This is a genomic window from Pseudogemmobacter humi, from assembly GCF_900609055.1.
GTDB lineage: Bacteria > Pseudomonadota > Alphaproteobacteria > Rhodobacterales > Rhodobacteraceae > Pseudogemmobacter > Pseudogemmobacter humi.
The window spans coordinates 1-16,698 of record NZ_UXAW01000047.1 but is presented as its reverse complement, the minus strand read 5'-3'; the positions used below and the strand labels follow the sequence as shown (position 1 = coordinate 16,698).

Genomic DNA, 16,698 nt, shown 5'->3' with positions numbered 1-16,698 from the left:
CAGGAAGATCGCCGAGAACGACTTCGGCGCTCTGGGCGACATCTCGACGCTGGCCGATCCTTCGGTGGTGGACGACCTCATCGAAAACAGGATGAACAAGGGATGAGCCGCGCCGAAGATGCCCCAGTCATGATCCACTGTTCGAAGATGCGGCCATCTTTTCCGGCGGGAACGGATCGTGTCGGATCGAATCTGGCAGCCCGTTTTCCAGCGAGAGCAGCGCGACCAGTGGCGCAAGCATTTCGCCGGTTCGACGATAGCCCTCGCGTGCAATGGCCAAAGTTGTCGGCGCTACGCCAGGTTCATCGGGCAGGTCAAAGCCCAAATCGGCGCTCCCACGGCGTGGAAGATCCAGCCGGCGATCCACGAAAATCATCCGCCGTGACCCCCACGAACATGGCATCGCGAGGCGCTTGTGGCTCACCCGTAAGTTCGCCAACAAGATGCTGCGCGCTGTCTGTTCTGGCGCGCAGAACGCCCCGGCAGGCGTGCTGAAGCGCACTGGCGGCTGGTCGGAATGCCCCCAGCAGCTCTCTGGCCTCGTCCTGAATGGCGTTGGAATAAACCCGGCTGCGAAGCTGCTCCTGATAGCCCTTGACCCGCTCAGACAGCCCCTGAGCTTCGGTGTAGATGTCGAAGACCGGATCGCCGGGGCAGATTGCCGCGATTTCCTCGTTGCGGTTCAGGCAATTCTGAAAACAGCGCCAGAGCCGATCATTGATCTGCTCAATCGTGGTCTTCGTCATCCGCTCCAGCCCCAGAAAGTATCGGTCGAGCGTGATCGAGAGCGCCCGGCATTTATGGGTGGCAGCGTAGCGGCACCCGGTCCGCAACGACAAGGAGAGTTCGCTGCGCCCGACTCGGACAACGAGGCGGCGCGGAACGCTCATGCGGAAGTAAAACACTGCTCCGCGTCTGACGAGTCGTGATGTGGTGCCCATCCTTGGCCCCCGCTGTAACAGCGTGCTGTAGCAGGAGCGGGTTCGACCAGATAATCCTTGAAAATAACGTTGTAATTCAATGCTTTGAAGGCAAAGTGGCGGGCCGAAGCCGACGAAACAGAGAACTACACCTACGCTATAGCCCTCTAAAGCAACCCTCAAGCGTACGGTCCCGTTCTCTTGAACAGGGCCGTATTGGAAATTGCTTTTTTAAGAGCCATCCATAGGGAAATGCTGCATCGCCGATATTCTATTCATTGGGGCAGTTCAGTGCATGTGCGCCTGAACGTGCTCAACGAGCGAATGAGCGATGACCTCACCAAGGCGAACAGGCACAGCGTTTCCTATTAGACGCCCCATCTTGTTGAAACTGATCCGAGCGCCGGGCGGTGCGAATGTGTAAGTCGCCGGGAATGTTTGAAGCATAGCGGCCTCCCGAAGCGAAATAGCGCGATCCTGCTCGGGGTGCCCGAACCGTCCATTGCCATAGCCGAAACATTGGGTCGTGATTGTAGGAGCAGGTTGATCCCATTGCATTCGCCCATAGACGCTTGGATAGGTAGCTCCAGTCTCCTTACGGTGACACGATGCCAACAATTCATCGGGCCAATCTCGCCATGTTCCACCAGGGCGGGACATGCGAATCCTTGATAGGTTCAATGGACTCAGCGCCGAAGCTGCATGCAATGGGTCATGGGGATCACGCTCGCCCGCCACGATTGGAGGAAGCGAACCGATGGTTTCGCGTACAGTTGCTTTTCGTACTTGATTTGGTGAAAGCTCAAGGCTGGTGTCGCCGAGTTTCGACGCAAGTAGCACCAGACGCTTCCTAGTTTGAGGAATACCGATCGAAGAGCATTCTACGACTTGCCACCACTTCTTATAATCAGAAAGGCTTTCCAAAAACTGCTGGAAGACCGGGTGGTCCGCCAATTGTGGGACATTCTCCATCGTCACGAGATCGGGTTTGATCTTCTTAACCAAGCGGCCGAAAGAGGACACCAATGGCCATTGCTCTTCATACTCGCTATTCCGTCCGCTGCGGCTGTAAGTGGAGAACGGTTGGCACGGGGCGCAACCCGCGAGCAATGTGAAGTCAGCGCCCTGATAGAACGGTATGATGTCTTCAGCTTGCAGCTTACCGACATCGCACTCAAGGAACGAGGCGGAGTTGTTCGCCTCAAATGGAAACTTGCAATTCGAATCGATATCGATTCCTGCGGCTACTTGGATGCCGCCGCGAACAAGGCCATGCGTGAGGCCGCCCACACCACAGAAGAGATCAACGCCTACTATTCTAGGCGTATTATATGTATTAAGCGTCATGCGGGGCGCCTCTCCGGGAGGAGATATTCAAAGCTATTGATGTATCTGGTGAAGCAATCCACCACTTCCCTAAGATAATTGACGGTTCTTTCCTTCAATTCCACAAGCCGTCCGACAGTGACATCTTCGGCGCACTGCGCGAACGAGATGGACCCATGTGCAAGACGATTCCTCAGTTGCTTCACCAAGGCGAGCGGCCCCAAGTCATCTCGGAAAGGTTGTTTGATGGCGCTATAAACTGGCTGACTCACGACCAGTTGGAAGCCCAGTCGCCTACTGAATGCCTCGATCTCGGAGTCATCCCAGTTACCACCGCCTCCTTTTTCTATGTCGAAAGCACCGATCGGCAAAGAGGCCACCAAATGCTCGCAAAGGCGTAATGCACTCTCCAGACGGTTCTCCGGCACCAAGTCGATATGTGTGCGCGCAGTCACCCGCACCCACTCGCGCCTCATCGAGTCGCTCAGATCGCCGGGTTTCCACTGCGCATTCTCTTTGGCGGCTTCCGAAACCGCCTCAATGCAACGAGACATCGTTGCTTCGACAAGGTTGTACAGTTGCAGGTACACGCTCGCATATAGGATTCGTTGTTGCTGGGCTGTAATGGGATGCTCTGCGCCTTCGATCCGTGGCGGTCCTTGTTGAGCTTGGGATTCCATGGTCGAAAGGAATTCGAGATATGCCTCGACCTCTGCCAGTCGCTCTTGGAATCCATTGGCTAAGTTGCTGCTCATTCACTCACCCAGCAGTCGATTTCGCACGAAGCCAGTACGTTCCCGCAGGCGCGCGATGGCATTAGCACCATCTGAACCAGTGACCGTCGTGAAGTCGTCGCTGGTCAACCATGGCGTCACGTCATCAATGTCTTCGTTAGTGAGGTCAGGGCGTTCGTCCAGTGCGAGGCGCGATCCCACAGCAATGGCTTCAAACCTAGCCCTAGGCGTGGCTTTCCCTTTTAGCGCCCTGCGGAATCCATAAGGAAATACCTGTTCGATGAAATCGATGGCCTCTTGGAACCGCGTACGATACCGAGCAGCCAATGCCGGATCATTGGCTGCTTCGACGTTCATCTTCTTGACGTAGTTGAAGATGAACTCGGATGGACGATCCTTGTACCCTTCCAATCCATCGCTGTACGCAAAGAAGCGGGCAACGAGTTCTTCATGCTCGCGCTCGTTCAAGTCCTTTTTGGATACAGGTGCGAGGGCGACGAACTTCGGAAGCACGGAGAGCTCGATAATTAGGTCCATGAAAGGACCAGCAAGAGCGCCACGGCGGACTTCGGCCATGTTGGCGATCTTGCTGCCCGTGTTGATCCGCTCGAACATATCGAAGCGCGCCTGCTCATCGGCATGTTCGTTGAGCACGATGCCGCGTATCGAGCGATTGTTTATCTTTCTCTGACGGGATTCGGGAAGGTCGGAGAACTTGAAGCCGGACAATGCCGTCAGGCTTTGCAACTCGCCCAGCCGAAGATCGCCGAGTACGAATTCCTCAATCGACCGCAATCGCTGCGAGCCATCAACGATTTCTAGCCTCCCGTCCGGCATTTCCCAGAAGAAAAGGAACGGAATGGGAAGACCCAAGATCAATGACTCAATGAAGCGGGATTTACGATCCTGCTCCCATGTATATTCTCGTTGATATGAAGGAACGACGAATTCGCCTTTGTTCATCTTGCTGGCCAAGAGTTCGACTGAATACTCCGTCAGATAAAATTCGATCCTCTTAGAAAGCTCGACAATTTGAGATTCAGCTTGTTCGATCTCGCCATCGGACTTGATGAGCGCCAGTCCTTTTTGCTTTTTCATTTCTGCTCGTCCGAATTCTGCTGACCGCGCCGTTGCGATACCGCTGCGGCGGGGATTGTGTCATGCGTCATTCCCAATTCGACCAATCGTCTTACGGCTTCTGGCCTTGTGGGGAGATCGTCCTGCTCTTTTCGCCAGCTATCAATGGCTTCAAGCAGCGTCGGCTGAAATCGGGTTCCGACAAGGGTGCCTGTTGTCGTGGCGCGCCGTCCTGGCCTTGAATTCATGGATGATTCGACCGCCGTGGATGTTTTCATGTTAACACGATAGCATGTCTGGCTGTGCGCTGCGAGGGGTATCAGGCACTTTTGTATGCGTACAACCTATTATGCACGTCGCCGTCTTGAGGGGCGCGTTCGCCTCTGGGCCGGCGCGGCTGCCGCCGCGTTGTCCTCGTTAGTTGCTAAGGGCCTTGCCCTCGCGCCAGCAAGGTAAGTGGAACCGTCCGGGGCGGTATCCCCAGCCTTCCGCGCCCCAAGGGGCTTGTGCAGGCCGGGTGATCCCCCTCCACCCCGGCCGCCCTTGCTCGTTGCTACCCCAGTCTCGGCGACGGCCAGAAGGTCAGGCGCGGCGTTCCGCTTCGCTGACCTTCAGACCCGAGGATCAGAGACATGACCAACGTATCCGACAGCACCCCCCGCATCTATGTTGCCTGCCTTGCGGCTTACAATAGCGGCTATCTGCATGGTGCCTGGATCGACGCGGATCAGGATGCCGACCAGATCAGGGACGAGATTGCCGTGATGCTTGCCCGTTCCCCCATTGAGGATGCCGAGGAATACGCCATACACGACTATGAGGGCTTCGAGGGCGTCAGCATTTCCGAATATGCCGGGATCGACAGCGTGGCGCGGATGGGCGCTTTCATCGCAGAACATGGCGCACTCGGCGCGGGCCTGCTGGAGCAGTTCAGCGGCGACATGGACCAAGCCGAATCCACGTTGGAGGACTGCTATCATGGTCAGTTCGCCAGCCTTGCCGACTACATGGAGGAGCTGACCACCGAAAGCGTCACGATCCCCGAGGCGCTGCGCTACTATGTCGATTGGGACGCGATGGCGCGCGACGCCGAGATGGGCGGCGATCTGTTCACCATCGAGACGGCGCACGACGAGGTGCATGTGTTTTCCAACAGGTAAAAACATAGTCGCCCGTCCGCATACGCGGATGGGCGAATCTCTTGACCGTAATAATAGTGTTAAGAAGAAAATAACTGAAAATGATCGAGTTATCCGCTCAACGTATCTGACTTGAGCGAGTTCTATATTTCGAGAAAAGCTTGAATCTCTCTGGTCCGGGCGTGGTTTCGCGCGCCCCGGCTTTGGGAGGTCACGCCATGCTTAGCATCGACTGGCGTTTCCCGGCGGCATACAGACACGCGAAGCACATTCCGGCCGCCGGTTTCGCTTGGGAATACCTACGGCGCAATGACGAATATCGTCAGGACTTCCAGATCGTCGCATCGACCGGACAGGCGACCGGACGCGACCTTGAAGCGTTTGCGCATCGCTGGGGGTTGCGATTTCCCGTGAGACCCCGACGCGCCGCACGACCAACAATCCCCGATCTGGACGCCGAGCCTGCAACCGCAAGCCGTGATGTTGTCGCCGGTCGATCCCGAAGACGGCGATACCGAACCGATATTGACGCTGGCGCATCTCGCCGGCCTCGACCTGCGCCGCGCCGCCGATGGCTGGCACGGCATCTGGCAGGTGGATGGCGTTGCGCATCAATTCTGGCTGCCCGAGGCGGTGCCGGACGCCGCCGCCTTCTATGTCGTCACCCTGCCGATGGATTCCTTTCTGGAGTTGCGTGCCCATGCCGCCCGCCGTCTTTGGCGGTCCCTCAACGGCCGGACGCCCGGCCCCGATTTTCGTGCGGTTCCCGCCCAGCTCCGGCAATGGCATATCCTGTCCCTGCGCGCGCTCGACGCCCGGCTGCGCGGAGAGAGCTACCGCACCGTCGCCGAAGTTCTGCTCGGCTTTCGCGGCACCAAGGAAGACTTTGAGACCGATCCGCGCAAGAACAAGGCTCGTAGGCTGATCGCGCACGGGATCAAGATGATGCGGGGCGGCTATCGCCTGCTGCTCCATTATCCGATCAAGCCCGACAACAGGCTGTAAGCATTCAATCCTGCTCACGCAGATATAGGTAGAGCGGTAGCGCCAGAGATAGCCCAACGAAGAAACTTGCTGGAAGAACTAACCACCAGCGCGCTACATTGTGCTTGGCCGCATCGAGCCAAGACCAAATCCAGAATATAGGGATCGAAATCAGCACATCGGCCGAGAAGCCGCCGGCTGCCCCATTCACGAATAGCGATTGCAAAAAGACCGGCACATCGGGGCCATGTAGCGCGAAGAAAGACCCAAAGAACAGCCAAGGGACGACCGTTCCTATCACCGCCATAGCCAAATAGAAGTTCTTGACGCTCATATGTCCTTCCTTGGTCGCAAAGCCCCGAAACCTGCGACACGAATCAAGCCGAGGCAAAAGCCTAGCCTTCCCCGATCCTTATGCCTTGTTGGCTGCGCTTGCTCCAGAATCTTCCGATAACCTTCACGCGAAAGCCATTGCGTGCGTTCGAGATGGCTTTGCCAGCACCGATAGGTCCGCAGTTCCTCGGCCACCGGATCGCGGTGCAGCACGATCCGCGCAACTTCCTTCCAGTCCGCGCCCTCGGCCTTCGCATCGAGAAGGCGCAGATAGGTGACGTAGTGGCGTTCGTCATAGGCGGTTATGGCGTCGCCGGCTGGCGCTTCGTCGTCCACATCGGGATCGAGTTCGACAGGCACTCGCATGTCCACTCCCCTTATCCGAGAGGGTTTGTCTGCGGTGCGCCCCCGCAAACGATGCTCTCTGACTCTTGGTGATCAGGGAGTTAGTAACCGTGTTGGACGGCCCCATGGCCTTTAGGCGAGAAGCCCTGAACATGCGCCAAAGGCTCCCCGACCATAGGGTCAAGGAGTGTGGTGCCGTCACGGCCGACACCAACCGCCAACAGGGGTTACTAAGCCCCAGAGCAGCGCGTCTGCTCCGCCTACATTCCTAACCGAGCCGCGCGCGAATGTCTTTGCCTTTTCGGCGCGACACGGCGACGGGCGACTGAAATCCCTCACCTATCGGCCGCGCAGCACCCCGAAAGGGGGTGCCGCCAACGCATAGGCGCAAATGCGGCACGCTACGCACCGCCGATCCCTCGCCATGGTTCGCCACAGTCCGCTGCCGCCCCCGGCAGCCCAATCCCGACTGGAGGTGATCCATGCCCAACCTGCTTGCGGGCCTGCCGCCGCGCCTGTTGCGCACCAAGGAAGCCGCGCGCTTCCTCGGCATATCCATCCGCACCCTTGAGAAACATCGCACCTACGGCACCGGCCCGACCTATCGCAAGGTCGGCGGTCGCGTCCTCTACACCGTCCGCGATCTGGAGGACTGGAGCGCGGTCGGCGAACGCAAATCCACCCGCGACAAGACCGCCGGCACGGTCTTTCCCGCGCGTCCACTCACGCCCGAAGAACGGGACGAGTGCTAGATGCTGCGCGAGGACGATCATGACCCCGCGCAGCCGACCGGGGACAGCGAGCGCAGCCGCCTAGACCCCTTCGTGGTCGCAACGGGCGATGCGCCGCCGCGCGACCAGCGCGACTTGATGGAACGGCCGTTCTTCTCGCTGGCGAAGACCCCGCGCACCAAGCCGATTCTCTATAAGGCCGCCGACATAGAGGTGCAGGTGTTCGGGATGCCCGAGCACGGCATGGCGACGATATGGGACGCCGATGTGCTGATATGGGCGGCCTCGCAGATTGTTGCGGCCGAGAATGACGGGCTTACCACGTCGCGCTTCGTCCGGTTCACGCCCTACCATCTGTTGCGCGCCATCGGGCGGCCGACCGGCAATCACCAATACCTGCTTCTGAAAGCCGCGCTGGCGCGGCTGCAATCGACCGTCATCGCCACCACGATCCGCAACGGCCCGCATTGGCGTCGCCGACAATTCTCATGGATCAACGAGTGGGAGGAAATGACGACGCGCGCCGGCCGCGTCGAGGGCATGGAGTTCGTCCTGCCCGAATGGTTCTACAACAGCGTCATCGACCGCTCGCTGGTCCTGACCATAGACCCGGCCTATTTCCGGCTAACTGGCGGCATCGAGCGATGGCTTTACCGCGTCGCCCGAAAACACGCCGGGCACCAGCGCCATGGCTGGATTTTCGAGGTCGCGCACCTTCATCAGAAATCCGGCAGCCTCGCCCGGCCGTCCGACTTCGCGCTCGACCTGCGCCGGATCGTGGCCCGCCAGAAACTCCCCGGCTACCGCCTCCAGATCGAGCGGGAAGACGGCCGCGAGCTGCTGCGCATCCGCCCCGAAAACTCATCAACAAGCACTGTTGATAACCCTGTTAATGCCATCGGCAGATCAGGCGCACGGGGTATCGGCACATCAGGCGCACCACTATCGGCAGATCAGGCGCACGAACCGCAGCTAACGCTTTGGCCTGAAAAGCGGAATCCGACCGCTAACTTATCTAACAGAGAATCTAACTCTTTTTCTTTGACGCGCGCGCAGGCGAAGCGTGGTGCCGGTTCTGCCGCGAGCGGCGAGCCATGATGCCCGCCGTTGACGCAGCGCACGCGCGCAATCCCCACCAGCACATTGCCGGAGACGCACAATGACCCACCGCGCCCATCGCAGCGCGCACGGCCGTCCGCTGCCGGACGGGCCTGCGCCCTTCACGACATTGGTTGAACTCACGTTCGAGAAGCGCCGCATCGAGCACTGGATACGCTTCGGCCGCAAGAGCTACGAACAGATCATCGACCGCCGCCGGAGTGTCGTCGGCTTCGCGCCGGGCAGCGTCTTCGCCTTCGTCCGATGGGCGAAAGGCGACCATGGCACGGTCGTTTCCCGCATCGACATTGTGCGGGCAATCGGGCGCGGCGAGCCATACCAAACATTGCCCTTCGTGCGCCCCGGTGGGGAAATCCTGTTGCGCCTCGATGGCTGGCCCAAGGTGCAGCGCGGGCTTGCCGCCATCGACGCCGTGGAATCGCTCGGCCTCGATCCAGTCGACGCCGCCCCGGAGCACTGGCGGCATGTCCACAACCGTTTGACGGCCAATCTGGAGCCGCACGTCTACACGCCCGAGCGACATGCAGCGTGGCTTCACCGTCGCAAGATCGAGCCATGACGCGCCGCCGCACGCTCATGGTAACGACGCTCACCGTCATCGGCATCGCCGCCGCCAGCGCAGTCGATTGGCCCACGAAACTGATCTGGAACGCCACGGCCAGCGCACCCATCGGCTTCTACACCGTCGAGCCGGCCGACGCGCTCGACGTGCCCGAGCTGGTCGCCGTCATGCCGTCCGAACCGCTCGCCATCTTCATGGTCGAGCGCGGCTATATCGCGCGCGGCGTCCCGCTGTTGAAGCGCGTTTTGGGCCTGCCGGGGCAGCGGGTTTGCCGCTTGCGATCCACGATCACGGTTGACGGGGTCGAGATGGGCGAGGCGCTGGAGCGCGACAGCCTCGGCCGCGATCTGCCCGTCTGGCAGGGCTGCCGCGTCATCGGCGACGGTCAGCTTTTCCTTATGAATTGGGAAGTCCGCGACAGCCTCGACGGCCGTTATTTCGGACCCATCCCCGCAGCTTCCGTCATCGGCCGGGCGGTCCCGCTCTGGACCGATGAGGAAGGCGTCGGCCGCTACGAGTGGCGCGCGCCGACGCACTGAAATCATCCCCCGAAACCAACCACAGGAGATTTCCATGCCCCAGATTGGTCAATTCACGCGCGAGGAATCCGGCTTTGTCGGCCGTATCCATACGCTGACCCTGCTGCGCGACCTCACCATCGTCCCGACCGAAAGTTCGGATGCGGAGAACGCGCCGGACTACCGCGTTCACCACGGTGCAGAGGATGGACCGGAGGTCGGTGCGGCATGGAAACGCACCGGAGAAAAGGCGGGCGAATATCTTTCCGTCCTGCTGGACGACCCGGCCTTGCCGCAGCCGATCCGCGCCAACCTGTTCCAAGATGACGACACTGGAACGTCATGGTCGTTGCACTGGAACCGCCCCAAACCGCGCGACGAGCGGGACTAAGGCCATGCGATCCAAAACCCTTATCCCTTTGTTCGCGGAAAAGCCGTCTCATCCCTTCGTCCCGCTCGGCCACCGGACGGCCGGCGCGCACAGCGAAGGTCAGGGGCGGCCATCGGCCGGCGCTTGCGCCTTGCCCTTGACCGCAGCGCGCACGCTGGCAGGCTGGTGTCGAAGCGGAGACAGGACTGCATGGCATTATGCCGTCCTGATATTGGTCGGCGCGCTTTCCGTCTGCGCCGGATCGGGCGTCGCGGTCGCGCAATCCGCGCCCGTCGAGCGCCCGGCCGCCGCCCACCCCTATGCGGCTCACATCGCCGAGGCGTCGCAGCGGTTCGGCGTCCCCGAGCATTGGATTGTCGCGGTGCTGCGCGCCGAAAGCGCGGGCGATGTGCGCGCGGTTTCGTCGGCAGGGGCGATGGGATTGATGCAGGTGATGCCCGACACATGGGCGGGCCTGCGCATCCGCTACCGCCTCGGCCGCGATCCCTACGACCCGCGCGACAACATCCTCGCAGGCACGGCCTACCTGCGCGAAATGTTCGACCGCTACGGCAATGTCGCGGCGATGCTCGCCGCCTACAATGCCGGTCCCGGCCGCTATGACGAATACCTTGCGACCGGCCGCACGCTGCCGGCCGAAACGCGGGCCTATGTCGCCGCGCTCGCGCCGGTCCTCGGCGGCGCGGCTGCAACTGAACCGCCGTCATCGGCACCGCCACCGCCGCCAGATTGGCGCGAGGCACCGCTGTTCGTCATGCGTCCGGGCGATGTGCGGGCTGTCGCCGCGCCGCCGTCCGACACACGATCCGGCGACGGCCGCGCGACCGTTCCGGCGCGCGATCCCGTCGATGCGGCGTCGCAGGACGACAGCATTTTCGTCGCCGACGCGAGCGGATCGGGATCGCCATGAGGGCGGCGTTCCCGCGCTCGGCGGCGCTCATTCCGGTGTCCAGTCAGGCAGGGTTTTGCCCGGCTGGATTCCCGGCAGGAGGGGCAGAAAAGGCAGAAAGGGCGGAGGGCAAGATTAAAGAAGACGGCACCATATCGGGCCGCTTCTGGAAATTATTGTTGTCTGCACACTGGTTAGGTGTCCGGTTCCGGCACCATGGTTTTGAGGGGCCGCGTGCCGCGATTTGGCGCAAAGCCTTGGCTTTGCAGGGTTTCGAGCGGCACCATAGGCCCATACCGGCCGTTTTTCGGCGGTTTTGGCAGGAGTCGCGCCCATGAGCGCCGACGACGAAAACCGCTTCCGTCCGAGGCCCGGTCGTATCCGATCCGACACGCCGAAGGGCGGCAAGACCAAGAGCTTTTTCACGCAGGTCAAGAAGATCACCCGGCAGCATCAGGCAGCCACCTCCCGCGATCCTTCCATGCCGTCATCCGCTCGCCCGTCATCGCCGGGGCGGTCCCGTGCCGTGGTCGCCAGCGGCAAGGGCGTGAAGCGCGGCCGGGGCGCGAGCTTCGTGCGCGCCCGGAACATCTCCGGCCAATGGCATCATCGCCAGCCCGGCAGCCGCCGCGTGATCGTCAAGCAGCGCAGCGTCCGAGCTGCGTGGAAGGGCGGACGCGCCCGCGCGCATCTGCGCTATGTCCAGCGCGACGGCACGTCACGCGACGGCGAGCGCGGCCAGCTCTATTCGGCGACCGAGGACCGCGCCGATGGCGATGCCTTCCTTGATCGCGGCAAGGACGACCGCCACCAATTCAGATTCATCGTCTCGCCCGAGGACGGCGCGGAGCTGTCGGACCTCACGGCCTACACCCGCGATTTCATGCAACAGGTGGAAGCGGACCTCGGCACGAAACTCGATTGGGTTGCCGTCAATCACTACAACACCGGCCATCCCCATGTGCATATCATCGTCAACGGCCGCGACGATACCGGCGGGGATCTAGTCATCAACGGCGACTATCTTTCCGCCGGCCTGCGCGAGCGCGCCAGCGAGCTTGCCAGCCTTGAACTCGGCCCCGTCACCGAGATCGAGCAGACCCGCAAGCTGTCCGCCGAAATCGACCAAGACCGTTTCACCCGGATCGACGGCGCCATGGTCGAGGAAGCCGATGCCCGTTTCCTCGACCTGCGCCATGAACCGGCAGAGCCGAAACGGCAGTTCGAGCGGACGCTGCGCCTGCGCCGTCTCGGCAAGCTGGAGAAGATGGGGCTGGCGACCGAACACGCGCCTGCCGTTTGGGAATTGAGCAAGGACATGGAACCGGCCCTGCGAGAATTGGGCGAGCGCGGCGACATTATCCGCACCATGCAGAAGGCGCTCGGCCCGCAGGGCGGCGAACGCGATCCCATGAGTTTCCAAATCCATGACGGAGTGCCCGAGACGCCGATCTTTGGTCGCGTCGTGGACAAGCATCTGTCCGACGAGCTAGGAGAGAACCTGACCATTGTGGTGGACGGGATCGACGGCTGGACGCACCATATCGCCGGCATCGCGCCCGAGCGGCTGGAGGATGCCCGCATCGGTAGCATCATCGAGATCGGCCCGGCCGAGGTGGCAACCCGGCCGTCCGACCGCACCATCACCGCCATCGCCGAGGACGGTATCTATCGCCCGAGCCGCCATCTGGAGCAGGCGAAATTCGAGGGCCGCGTTCCGGGCGGCGACTATGAGGGCTATGTCGATGCCCATGTCCGCCGACTGGAGGCGCTGCGCCGCGCCGGGATCGTCGAGCGCATAGATGCAGACCAATGGAGCATCCCCGATGATCTGGTCAGCCGCGCCGCTATCTATGACTCCGGCCGCGACCGGCAGGCCAGCGTTCGCGTCCTGTCCCCGGTCGGTCTGGAAAAGCAGATCGGATCGGACGGCGCGACATGGCTGGACCGGCGCTTGATTCATGGCGAAACGGCCGACCTTGCGTCGGTCGGTTTCGGCCAGCAGGTGCGCGAGGCGATGGACCAGCGGCGTGAGCATCATATCGAACAGGGCGATGCCACCCGAGCGCGGAACAGCCGCATCTTCTATCGGCGCAGCCTTCTCGCCACCCTGCGCGAGCGCGAGGTTGCCCGCATCGGCGCGGAGATGGCCGAGAGCAAGGGGCTGCCGTTCCGCGCCGCCACGGACGGCGAGAACGTCAGCGGCAAGTTCACCGGCACCGTGCAGCTATCGAGCGGCAAGTTCGCCGTGGTCGAGCAGTCCCACGAGTTTACCTTGGTCCCATGGCGGCCGGTCATAGACCGCCAACTCGGCCGCGAGGTCATGGGCGTCGTGCAGGGCGGATCGGTGTCGTGGCAGTTGGGAAGGCAGAGAGGGTTGTCAATCTGATGAAACGGCGATGATGCCAATCACTACGCGGGAACAAGGCTGATTTGCTTATTGCTGTTCCGGCGATGCTCGCTGAACGCCGCCGTGATCGCACGAAGCGTTTCGCGCGTTTTCGGATCGGTGAGGGACGAGTGCAAAACAATCGACAATGACGGAATTGGCGGCAGGCCGAGCATCTGGCTGACCTCGATTATGTCTGGTGTCGCCAGCCGGCAGGGGAACGCAGCAACCGCAAGACCTGCCGACAATGCCGCCGTCACCGCCGAGGTGCCGCCAACGAATACCTCGTTCCACGGGATCGAAGCGGCATCGAGCAAACGTGTCGCCACTTCCCGAACCGTGCAGCATGAAGGATGGCTGGCGATCCGCAATGGCTCGCCGGCATGATGCTCGAAATCCGATGACGCAAACCAGCCGAAATGCTCGGGGCCGAGCACTTCTCCGTCCCGCCGGTCGTCATCGCTGCGCACGATCACGGCATCCAGCGTTCCGTCCTCATAGGAATCCAAAAGAGCGCGAGAATTATCGACAAGGACTTCGACCGCCAGGCAGGGATCAAATGATTTGAGCTTTGCAAGCAAGGTCGGAACCTCCGGCCCCATGACGTGAGCGGCGATCCCAAGCCGGAAGCGGCGTCTTTCTGCCGCGAGGGCCGCAAGTGCGCGTTCATGGGCCGCAAGGAACTCCCGAGCGGGCGGCAGGAAGGTTTCGCCCTGCGCTGATAGACGCACCTGTCTCGGAGTGCGTTCGATCAGCTTCTTGCCGAGGCGGTCTTCGAGCCGCTTCAGTTTCACGCTGACCGCACCCTGCGTCGAGCCAAGGGCCTCAGCCGCACGGGTGAAGCTCCGAAGGTCGGCGATCATCACGAAGGCCCGGACGGCATCAACCTCAAGCACGCTCATCTATCTATCCATTTTCGTTGTCACTGAAATGCCCTGCCATACGATTGTCAAATGAACATATCGGCGGCATTTCTGCAAGCGAACCGTATCGTCGCGCGCAGGGTGAGCCGAGTAACGCATATCGCCGTAGGTGATGCGCCGCCTTGTGCTGCAAGCAACAGCAACAAGGCCCAGATATGAATCCTACCCCCTCATCCAAGAACAGCTTTGCGCTTGTCGCTGTATGTCTTTCGGCGCTCATGCTCGGACTGGAAATTACCAGCATCCCTTCCATCCTGCCGACGCTGGAAAGTGTTCTCCCGGCCGATTTCCGGCAACTGCAATGGATCATGAACGCCTACACCATCGCCATGTGCGCGGTGCTGATGGCGATGGGCGCTTTGGGGGATCGGTTCGGTCGGAAGCGCATCTTCATGTCGGGCGTCGTGGTTTTCGGGATCGCGTCCCTTATCTGCGGGCTGGCGACCAGCGCGCCGCTCCTGATCGCGGCGCGCTTTCTGCAAGGACTCAGCGCAGCGGCCATGCTGGCCTGCCAAGTCGCGGTGCTGTCGCACCAGTTTCGAGACGGAGCGGAACGCGGCAAGGCGTTCGGCTGGTGGGGCATTATCTTCGGGATCGGCCTCGGCTTCGGCCCGATCGTCGGCGGCGGGATCATCACGCTGGCAAGCTGGGAATGGGTGTTCCTGATCCATGTCGCCATCGCGGCGGTCACTGTGCTGTTTGCTCAAAAGGGCGTCGAGGAATCTTCCGATCCCCAAGCCACCCGGATCGACCTCGCCGGCATGGTCGCGCTGTCTATTGCGGTGTTCGGGATCGTTTATCTGATTACGCAAGGGCAGGAATTGGGACTGACGAGTCCGGCGGCGCTGGCGATCCTGACGGTTAGTATCGCGAGCCTCATCCTGTTCGTCATCGTCGAGAACCGGATCGCACGTCCGATGTTCGACTTCTCGGCCTTGCGTATTCGCAGGCTTTCCGGCGCGTTGCTCGGCTCCAGCGGCATGAATTTCAGCTTCTGGCCTTTCGTGATCTATCTGCCCATCTATCTGCAAGCCGTGCTGGACTATGATGCCATCGCGGCGGGGCTGACCGTGCTTGCCTACACCGTGCCGACGATCATGGTTCCGCCGCTTGCGGAGCGGCTGCTTCTGCGTCGTGGCCCCGGCATGGTCATTCCCCTCGGCCTCTTCACCATCGGCGCGGGCTTCATCCTGCTCCACTTCGTCACCGCAAGCGCACATGCGAACTGGATGACGCTGCTTCCCGGCTGCATCGTTGCCGGAATCGGCCTCGGCCTCACCAATACGCCCGTCACCAACACGGCGACCGCAGCCGTGCCGCCTGAGCGGGCCGGTATGGCGTCGGGCATGGATATGAGCGCGCGGTTCATTTCGCTCGCGGTCAATATTGCGATCATGGGCCTGATCCTCTTGAGCGGCGTTTATGCCCATCTTGCCCAAGCCCTCCCGCACCCCGCTGCCGAAACAACGCTCCGCGCGCTGGCGGATGCCGTGTCGGCAGGCAATCTTGCCGCCGCAGAAAGCCACGGCTTCCCCATCACCGCCGCGCGTGACGCGCTGGCGCACGGCATCGGCTGGGTCACGCTCTACGGCGCCATCTCGGCGTGGACCCTCGCGCTGGTGAGCTTCCTTGTTTTCGGAGGGAAGAAGGCGATGCAGGTGGAAGCCTTGCAGCGCTGAACCTAGATGAATGCCAGAAGCATGGAAGGAAACAGAGATGAAAATCGGGATTATTGGCGCAGGGCGAGTGGCGCAGGCCGTGGGATTGCTGGCAGCGAGGGCCGGTCATCAGGTCATGTTGAGTAATTCCAGAGGACCGGAAACGATCCGGCGCGTCGGCCAGCAGATCGGTTGTAAGGTCGGGACCGTGGATGACGTTGCTGCGTTCGGTGAAATGATTGTTGCGGCCATCCATCTGCAAATGTCGCCGGCCATTCCGGCAGCACCGCTCGCAGGAAAGATAGTGCTGAATCCGCAGAACTACTTTCCGCATTTTGGTCCGGTGCCGGCGTTGGACAGCGGCGAGCTTACGACCGCCGAGGTGCTGGCAAGGCTCCTTCCGGGTTCCAAGGTGGTCAAGGCCCTCAATTCCATTCTGGTGGAGGACGTGGTTCCCGATGCTCGCCCGACCGGCGCGAAGGATCGGCGCGCGCTTCCTATGGCCGGTGATGATGCCGACGCAAAGGCGGGCGTCGCAACATTCCTCGACCAAATCGGCTATGTGAGCTACTCCCCGGAAATCGGACAGTGACGGAAGCTACGATCTGACGTTTGCTGGTCTCCAATGACGAGGAGATCAGGAATGCGGAAACGCAGGAA

At 61.4% G+C, this 16,698-nt stretch carries 19 protein-coding genes and 2 pseudogenes; 13 read left to right on the top strand and 8 right to left on the bottom strand.

What is annotated here, in order from left to right:
• Positions 1-127: 127 nt before the first annotated feature.
• The 5 genes from XINFAN_RS04720 to XINFAN_RS04700 form a co-directional block, all read right to left on the bottom strand.
• Positions 128-325 carry a hypothetical protein gene (locus tag XINFAN_RS04720; protein WP_124085336.1) on the bottom strand — a complete coding sequence of 66 codons (198 nt, stop codon included), beginning with the start codon at positions 323-325 and terminating at the stop codon, positions 128-130.
• Complete coding sequence (locus tag XINFAN_RS04715; protein WP_124085335.1) at positions 315-941, bottom strand: DUF6538 domain-containing protein; 627 nt, start codon at positions 939-941, stop codon at positions 315-317. The genes XINFAN_RS04720 and XINFAN_RS04715 overlap by 11 nt, the downstream gene beginning before the upstream one ends.
• Before the next feature lie 267 nt (positions 942-1,208).
• Positions 1,209-2,267 (bottom strand): DNA cytosine methyltransferase, encoded by a 1,059-nt coding sequence (locus tag XINFAN_RS04710; protein ID WP_124085334.1) that lies wholly within the window; start codon positions 2,265-2,267, stop codon positions 1,209-1,211.
• Positions 2,264-3,001 carry an MAE_28990/MAE_18760 family HEPN-like nuclease gene (locus XINFAN_RS04705; protein ID WP_124085333.1) on the bottom strand — a complete coding sequence of 246 codons (738 nt, stop codon included), beginning with the start codon at positions 2,999-3,001 and terminating at the stop codon, positions 2,264-2,266. Before XINFAN_RS04705 ends, XINFAN_RS04710 begins: the two co-directional genes overlap by 4 nt.
• Entirely contained in the window at positions 3,002-4,078 is a 1,077-nt protein-coding gene (locus tag XINFAN_RS04700) for a DUF262 domain-containing protein (protein WP_124085332.1), read from the bottom strand.
• A 611-nt stretch (positions 4,079-4,689) separates the two neighbouring features.
• Between XINFAN_RS04700 and XINFAN_RS04690 the strand changes: the two genes are divergently transcribed.
• From XINFAN_RS04690 to XINFAN_RS04680, 3 genes and pseudogenes are all read left to right on the top strand, one after another.
• Positions 4,690-5,217: an antirestriction protein ArdA gene (locus tag XINFAN_RS04690; protein ID WP_124085330.1), complete on the top strand. Its 528-nt coding sequence runs from the start codon at positions 4,690-4,692 to the stop codon at positions 5,215-5,217.
• A gap of 197 nt (positions 5,218-5,414) precedes the next feature.
• Positions 5,415-5,546: pseudogene (locus XINFAN_RS22505) on the top strand (transcriptional regulator domain-containing protein); the annotation flags it as partial.
• 130 nt (positions 5,547-5,676) lie between these two features.
• On the top strand, positions 5,677-6,201 hold the full coding sequence (locus XINFAN_RS04680) for a DUF2285 domain-containing protein (RefSeq protein ID WP_124085329.1): 525 nt from the start codon (positions 5,677-5,679) through the stop codon (positions 6,199-6,201).
• A gap of 4 nt (positions 6,202-6,205) precedes the next feature.
• Here XINFAN_RS04680 and XINFAN_RS04675 read toward each other — a convergent pair whose 3' ends face one another.
• Positions 6,206-6,514, bottom strand: a complete 309-nt coding sequence (locus tag XINFAN_RS04675; RefSeq protein ID WP_124085328.1) for a DUF2834 domain-containing protein — start codon at positions 6,512-6,514, stop codon at positions 6,206-6,208.
• The gene (locus tag XINFAN_RS04670; RefSeq protein ID WP_435530847.1) at positions 6,511-6,879 is read right to left on the bottom strand and encodes a DNA -binding domain-containing protein; all 369 of its coding nucleotides are present in this window, start codon (positions 6,877-6,879) and stop codon (positions 6,511-6,513) included. Before XINFAN_RS04670 ends, XINFAN_RS04675 begins: the two co-directional genes overlap by 4 nt.
• 461 nt (positions 6,880-7,340) lie before the next feature.
• On the opposite strand from XINFAN_RS04670, the gene XINFAN_RS04665 reads away from it, so the two are divergent.
• The 8 genes and pseudogenes from XINFAN_RS04665 (at position 7,341) to XINFAN_RS22575 (ending at position 13,457) form a co-directional block, all read left to right on the top strand.
• Entirely contained in the window at positions 7,341-7,610 is a 270-nt protein-coding gene (locus XINFAN_RS04665) for a helix-turn-helix transcriptional regulator (RefSeq protein ID WP_124085327.1), read from the top strand.
• On the top strand, positions 7,611-8,687 hold the full coding sequence (locus tag XINFAN_RS04660; protein WP_124085326.1) for a replication initiator protein A: 1,077 nt from the start codon (positions 7,611-7,613) through the stop codon (positions 8,685-8,687).
• 61 nt (positions 8,688-8,748) lie between these two features.
• Entirely contained in the window at positions 8,749-9,267 is a 519-nt protein-coding gene (locus XINFAN_RS04655; protein WP_124085325.1) for a DUF2840 domain-containing protein, read from the top strand.
• Positions 9,264-9,809, top strand: a complete 546-nt coding sequence (locus XINFAN_RS04650; protein ID WP_124085324.1) for a S26 family signal peptidase — start codon at positions 9,264-9,266, stop codon at positions 9,807-9,809. Before XINFAN_RS04655 ends, XINFAN_RS04650 begins: the two co-directional genes overlap by 4 nt.
• 34 nt (positions 9,810-9,843) lie before the next feature.
• Positions 9,844-10,179 (top strand): DUF736 domain-containing protein, encoded by a 336-nt coding sequence (locus XINFAN_RS04645; protein ID WP_124085323.1) that lies wholly within the window; start codon positions 9,844-9,846, stop codon positions 10,177-10,179.
• A gap of 4 nt (positions 10,180-10,183) precedes the next feature.
• Positions 10,184-11,089 carry a lytic transglycosylase domain-containing protein gene (locus XINFAN_RS04640; protein WP_124085322.1) on the top strand — a complete coding sequence of 302 codons (906 nt, stop codon included), beginning with the start codon at positions 10,184-10,186 and terminating at the stop codon, positions 11,087-11,089.
• 313 nt (positions 11,090-11,402) lie between these two features.
• Positions 11,403-12,056, top strand: a pseudogene (locus XINFAN_RS22580) (relaxase/mobilization nuclease domain-containing protein); the annotation flags it as partial.
• A gap of 168 nt (positions 12,057-12,224) precedes the next feature.
• Complete coding sequence (locus tag XINFAN_RS22575; protein WP_199286364.1) at positions 12,225-13,457, top strand: DUF3363 domain-containing protein; 1,233 nt, start codon at positions 12,225-12,227, stop codon at positions 13,455-13,457.
• A gap of 23 nt (positions 13,458-13,480) precedes the next feature.
• On the opposite strand, the gene XINFAN_RS04630 is transcribed toward XINFAN_RS22575, so the two are convergent.
• A complete protein-coding gene (locus XINFAN_RS04630; protein ID WP_124085320.1) occupies positions 13,481-14,359 on the bottom strand; it encodes a LysR family transcriptional regulator in 879 nt (292 codons plus the stop codon).
• A gap of 176 nt (positions 14,360-14,535) precedes the next feature.
• On the opposite strand from XINFAN_RS04630, the gene XINFAN_RS04625 reads away from it, so the two are divergent.
• Both XINFAN_RS04625 and XINFAN_RS04620 read left to right on the top strand, forming a co-directional pair.
• On the top strand, positions 14,536-16,059 hold the full coding sequence (locus XINFAN_RS04625) for an MFS transporter (protein WP_199286363.1): 1,524 nt from the start codon (positions 14,536-14,538) through the stop codon (positions 16,057-16,059).
• 37 nt (positions 16,060-16,096) lie between these two features.
• A complete protein-coding gene (locus XINFAN_RS04620) occupies positions 16,097-16,630 on the top strand; it encodes an NADPH-dependent F420 reductase (RefSeq protein ID WP_160144540.1) in 534 nt (177 codons plus the stop codon).
• The last annotated feature ends 68 nt before the right edge of the window (positions 16,631-16,698 follow it).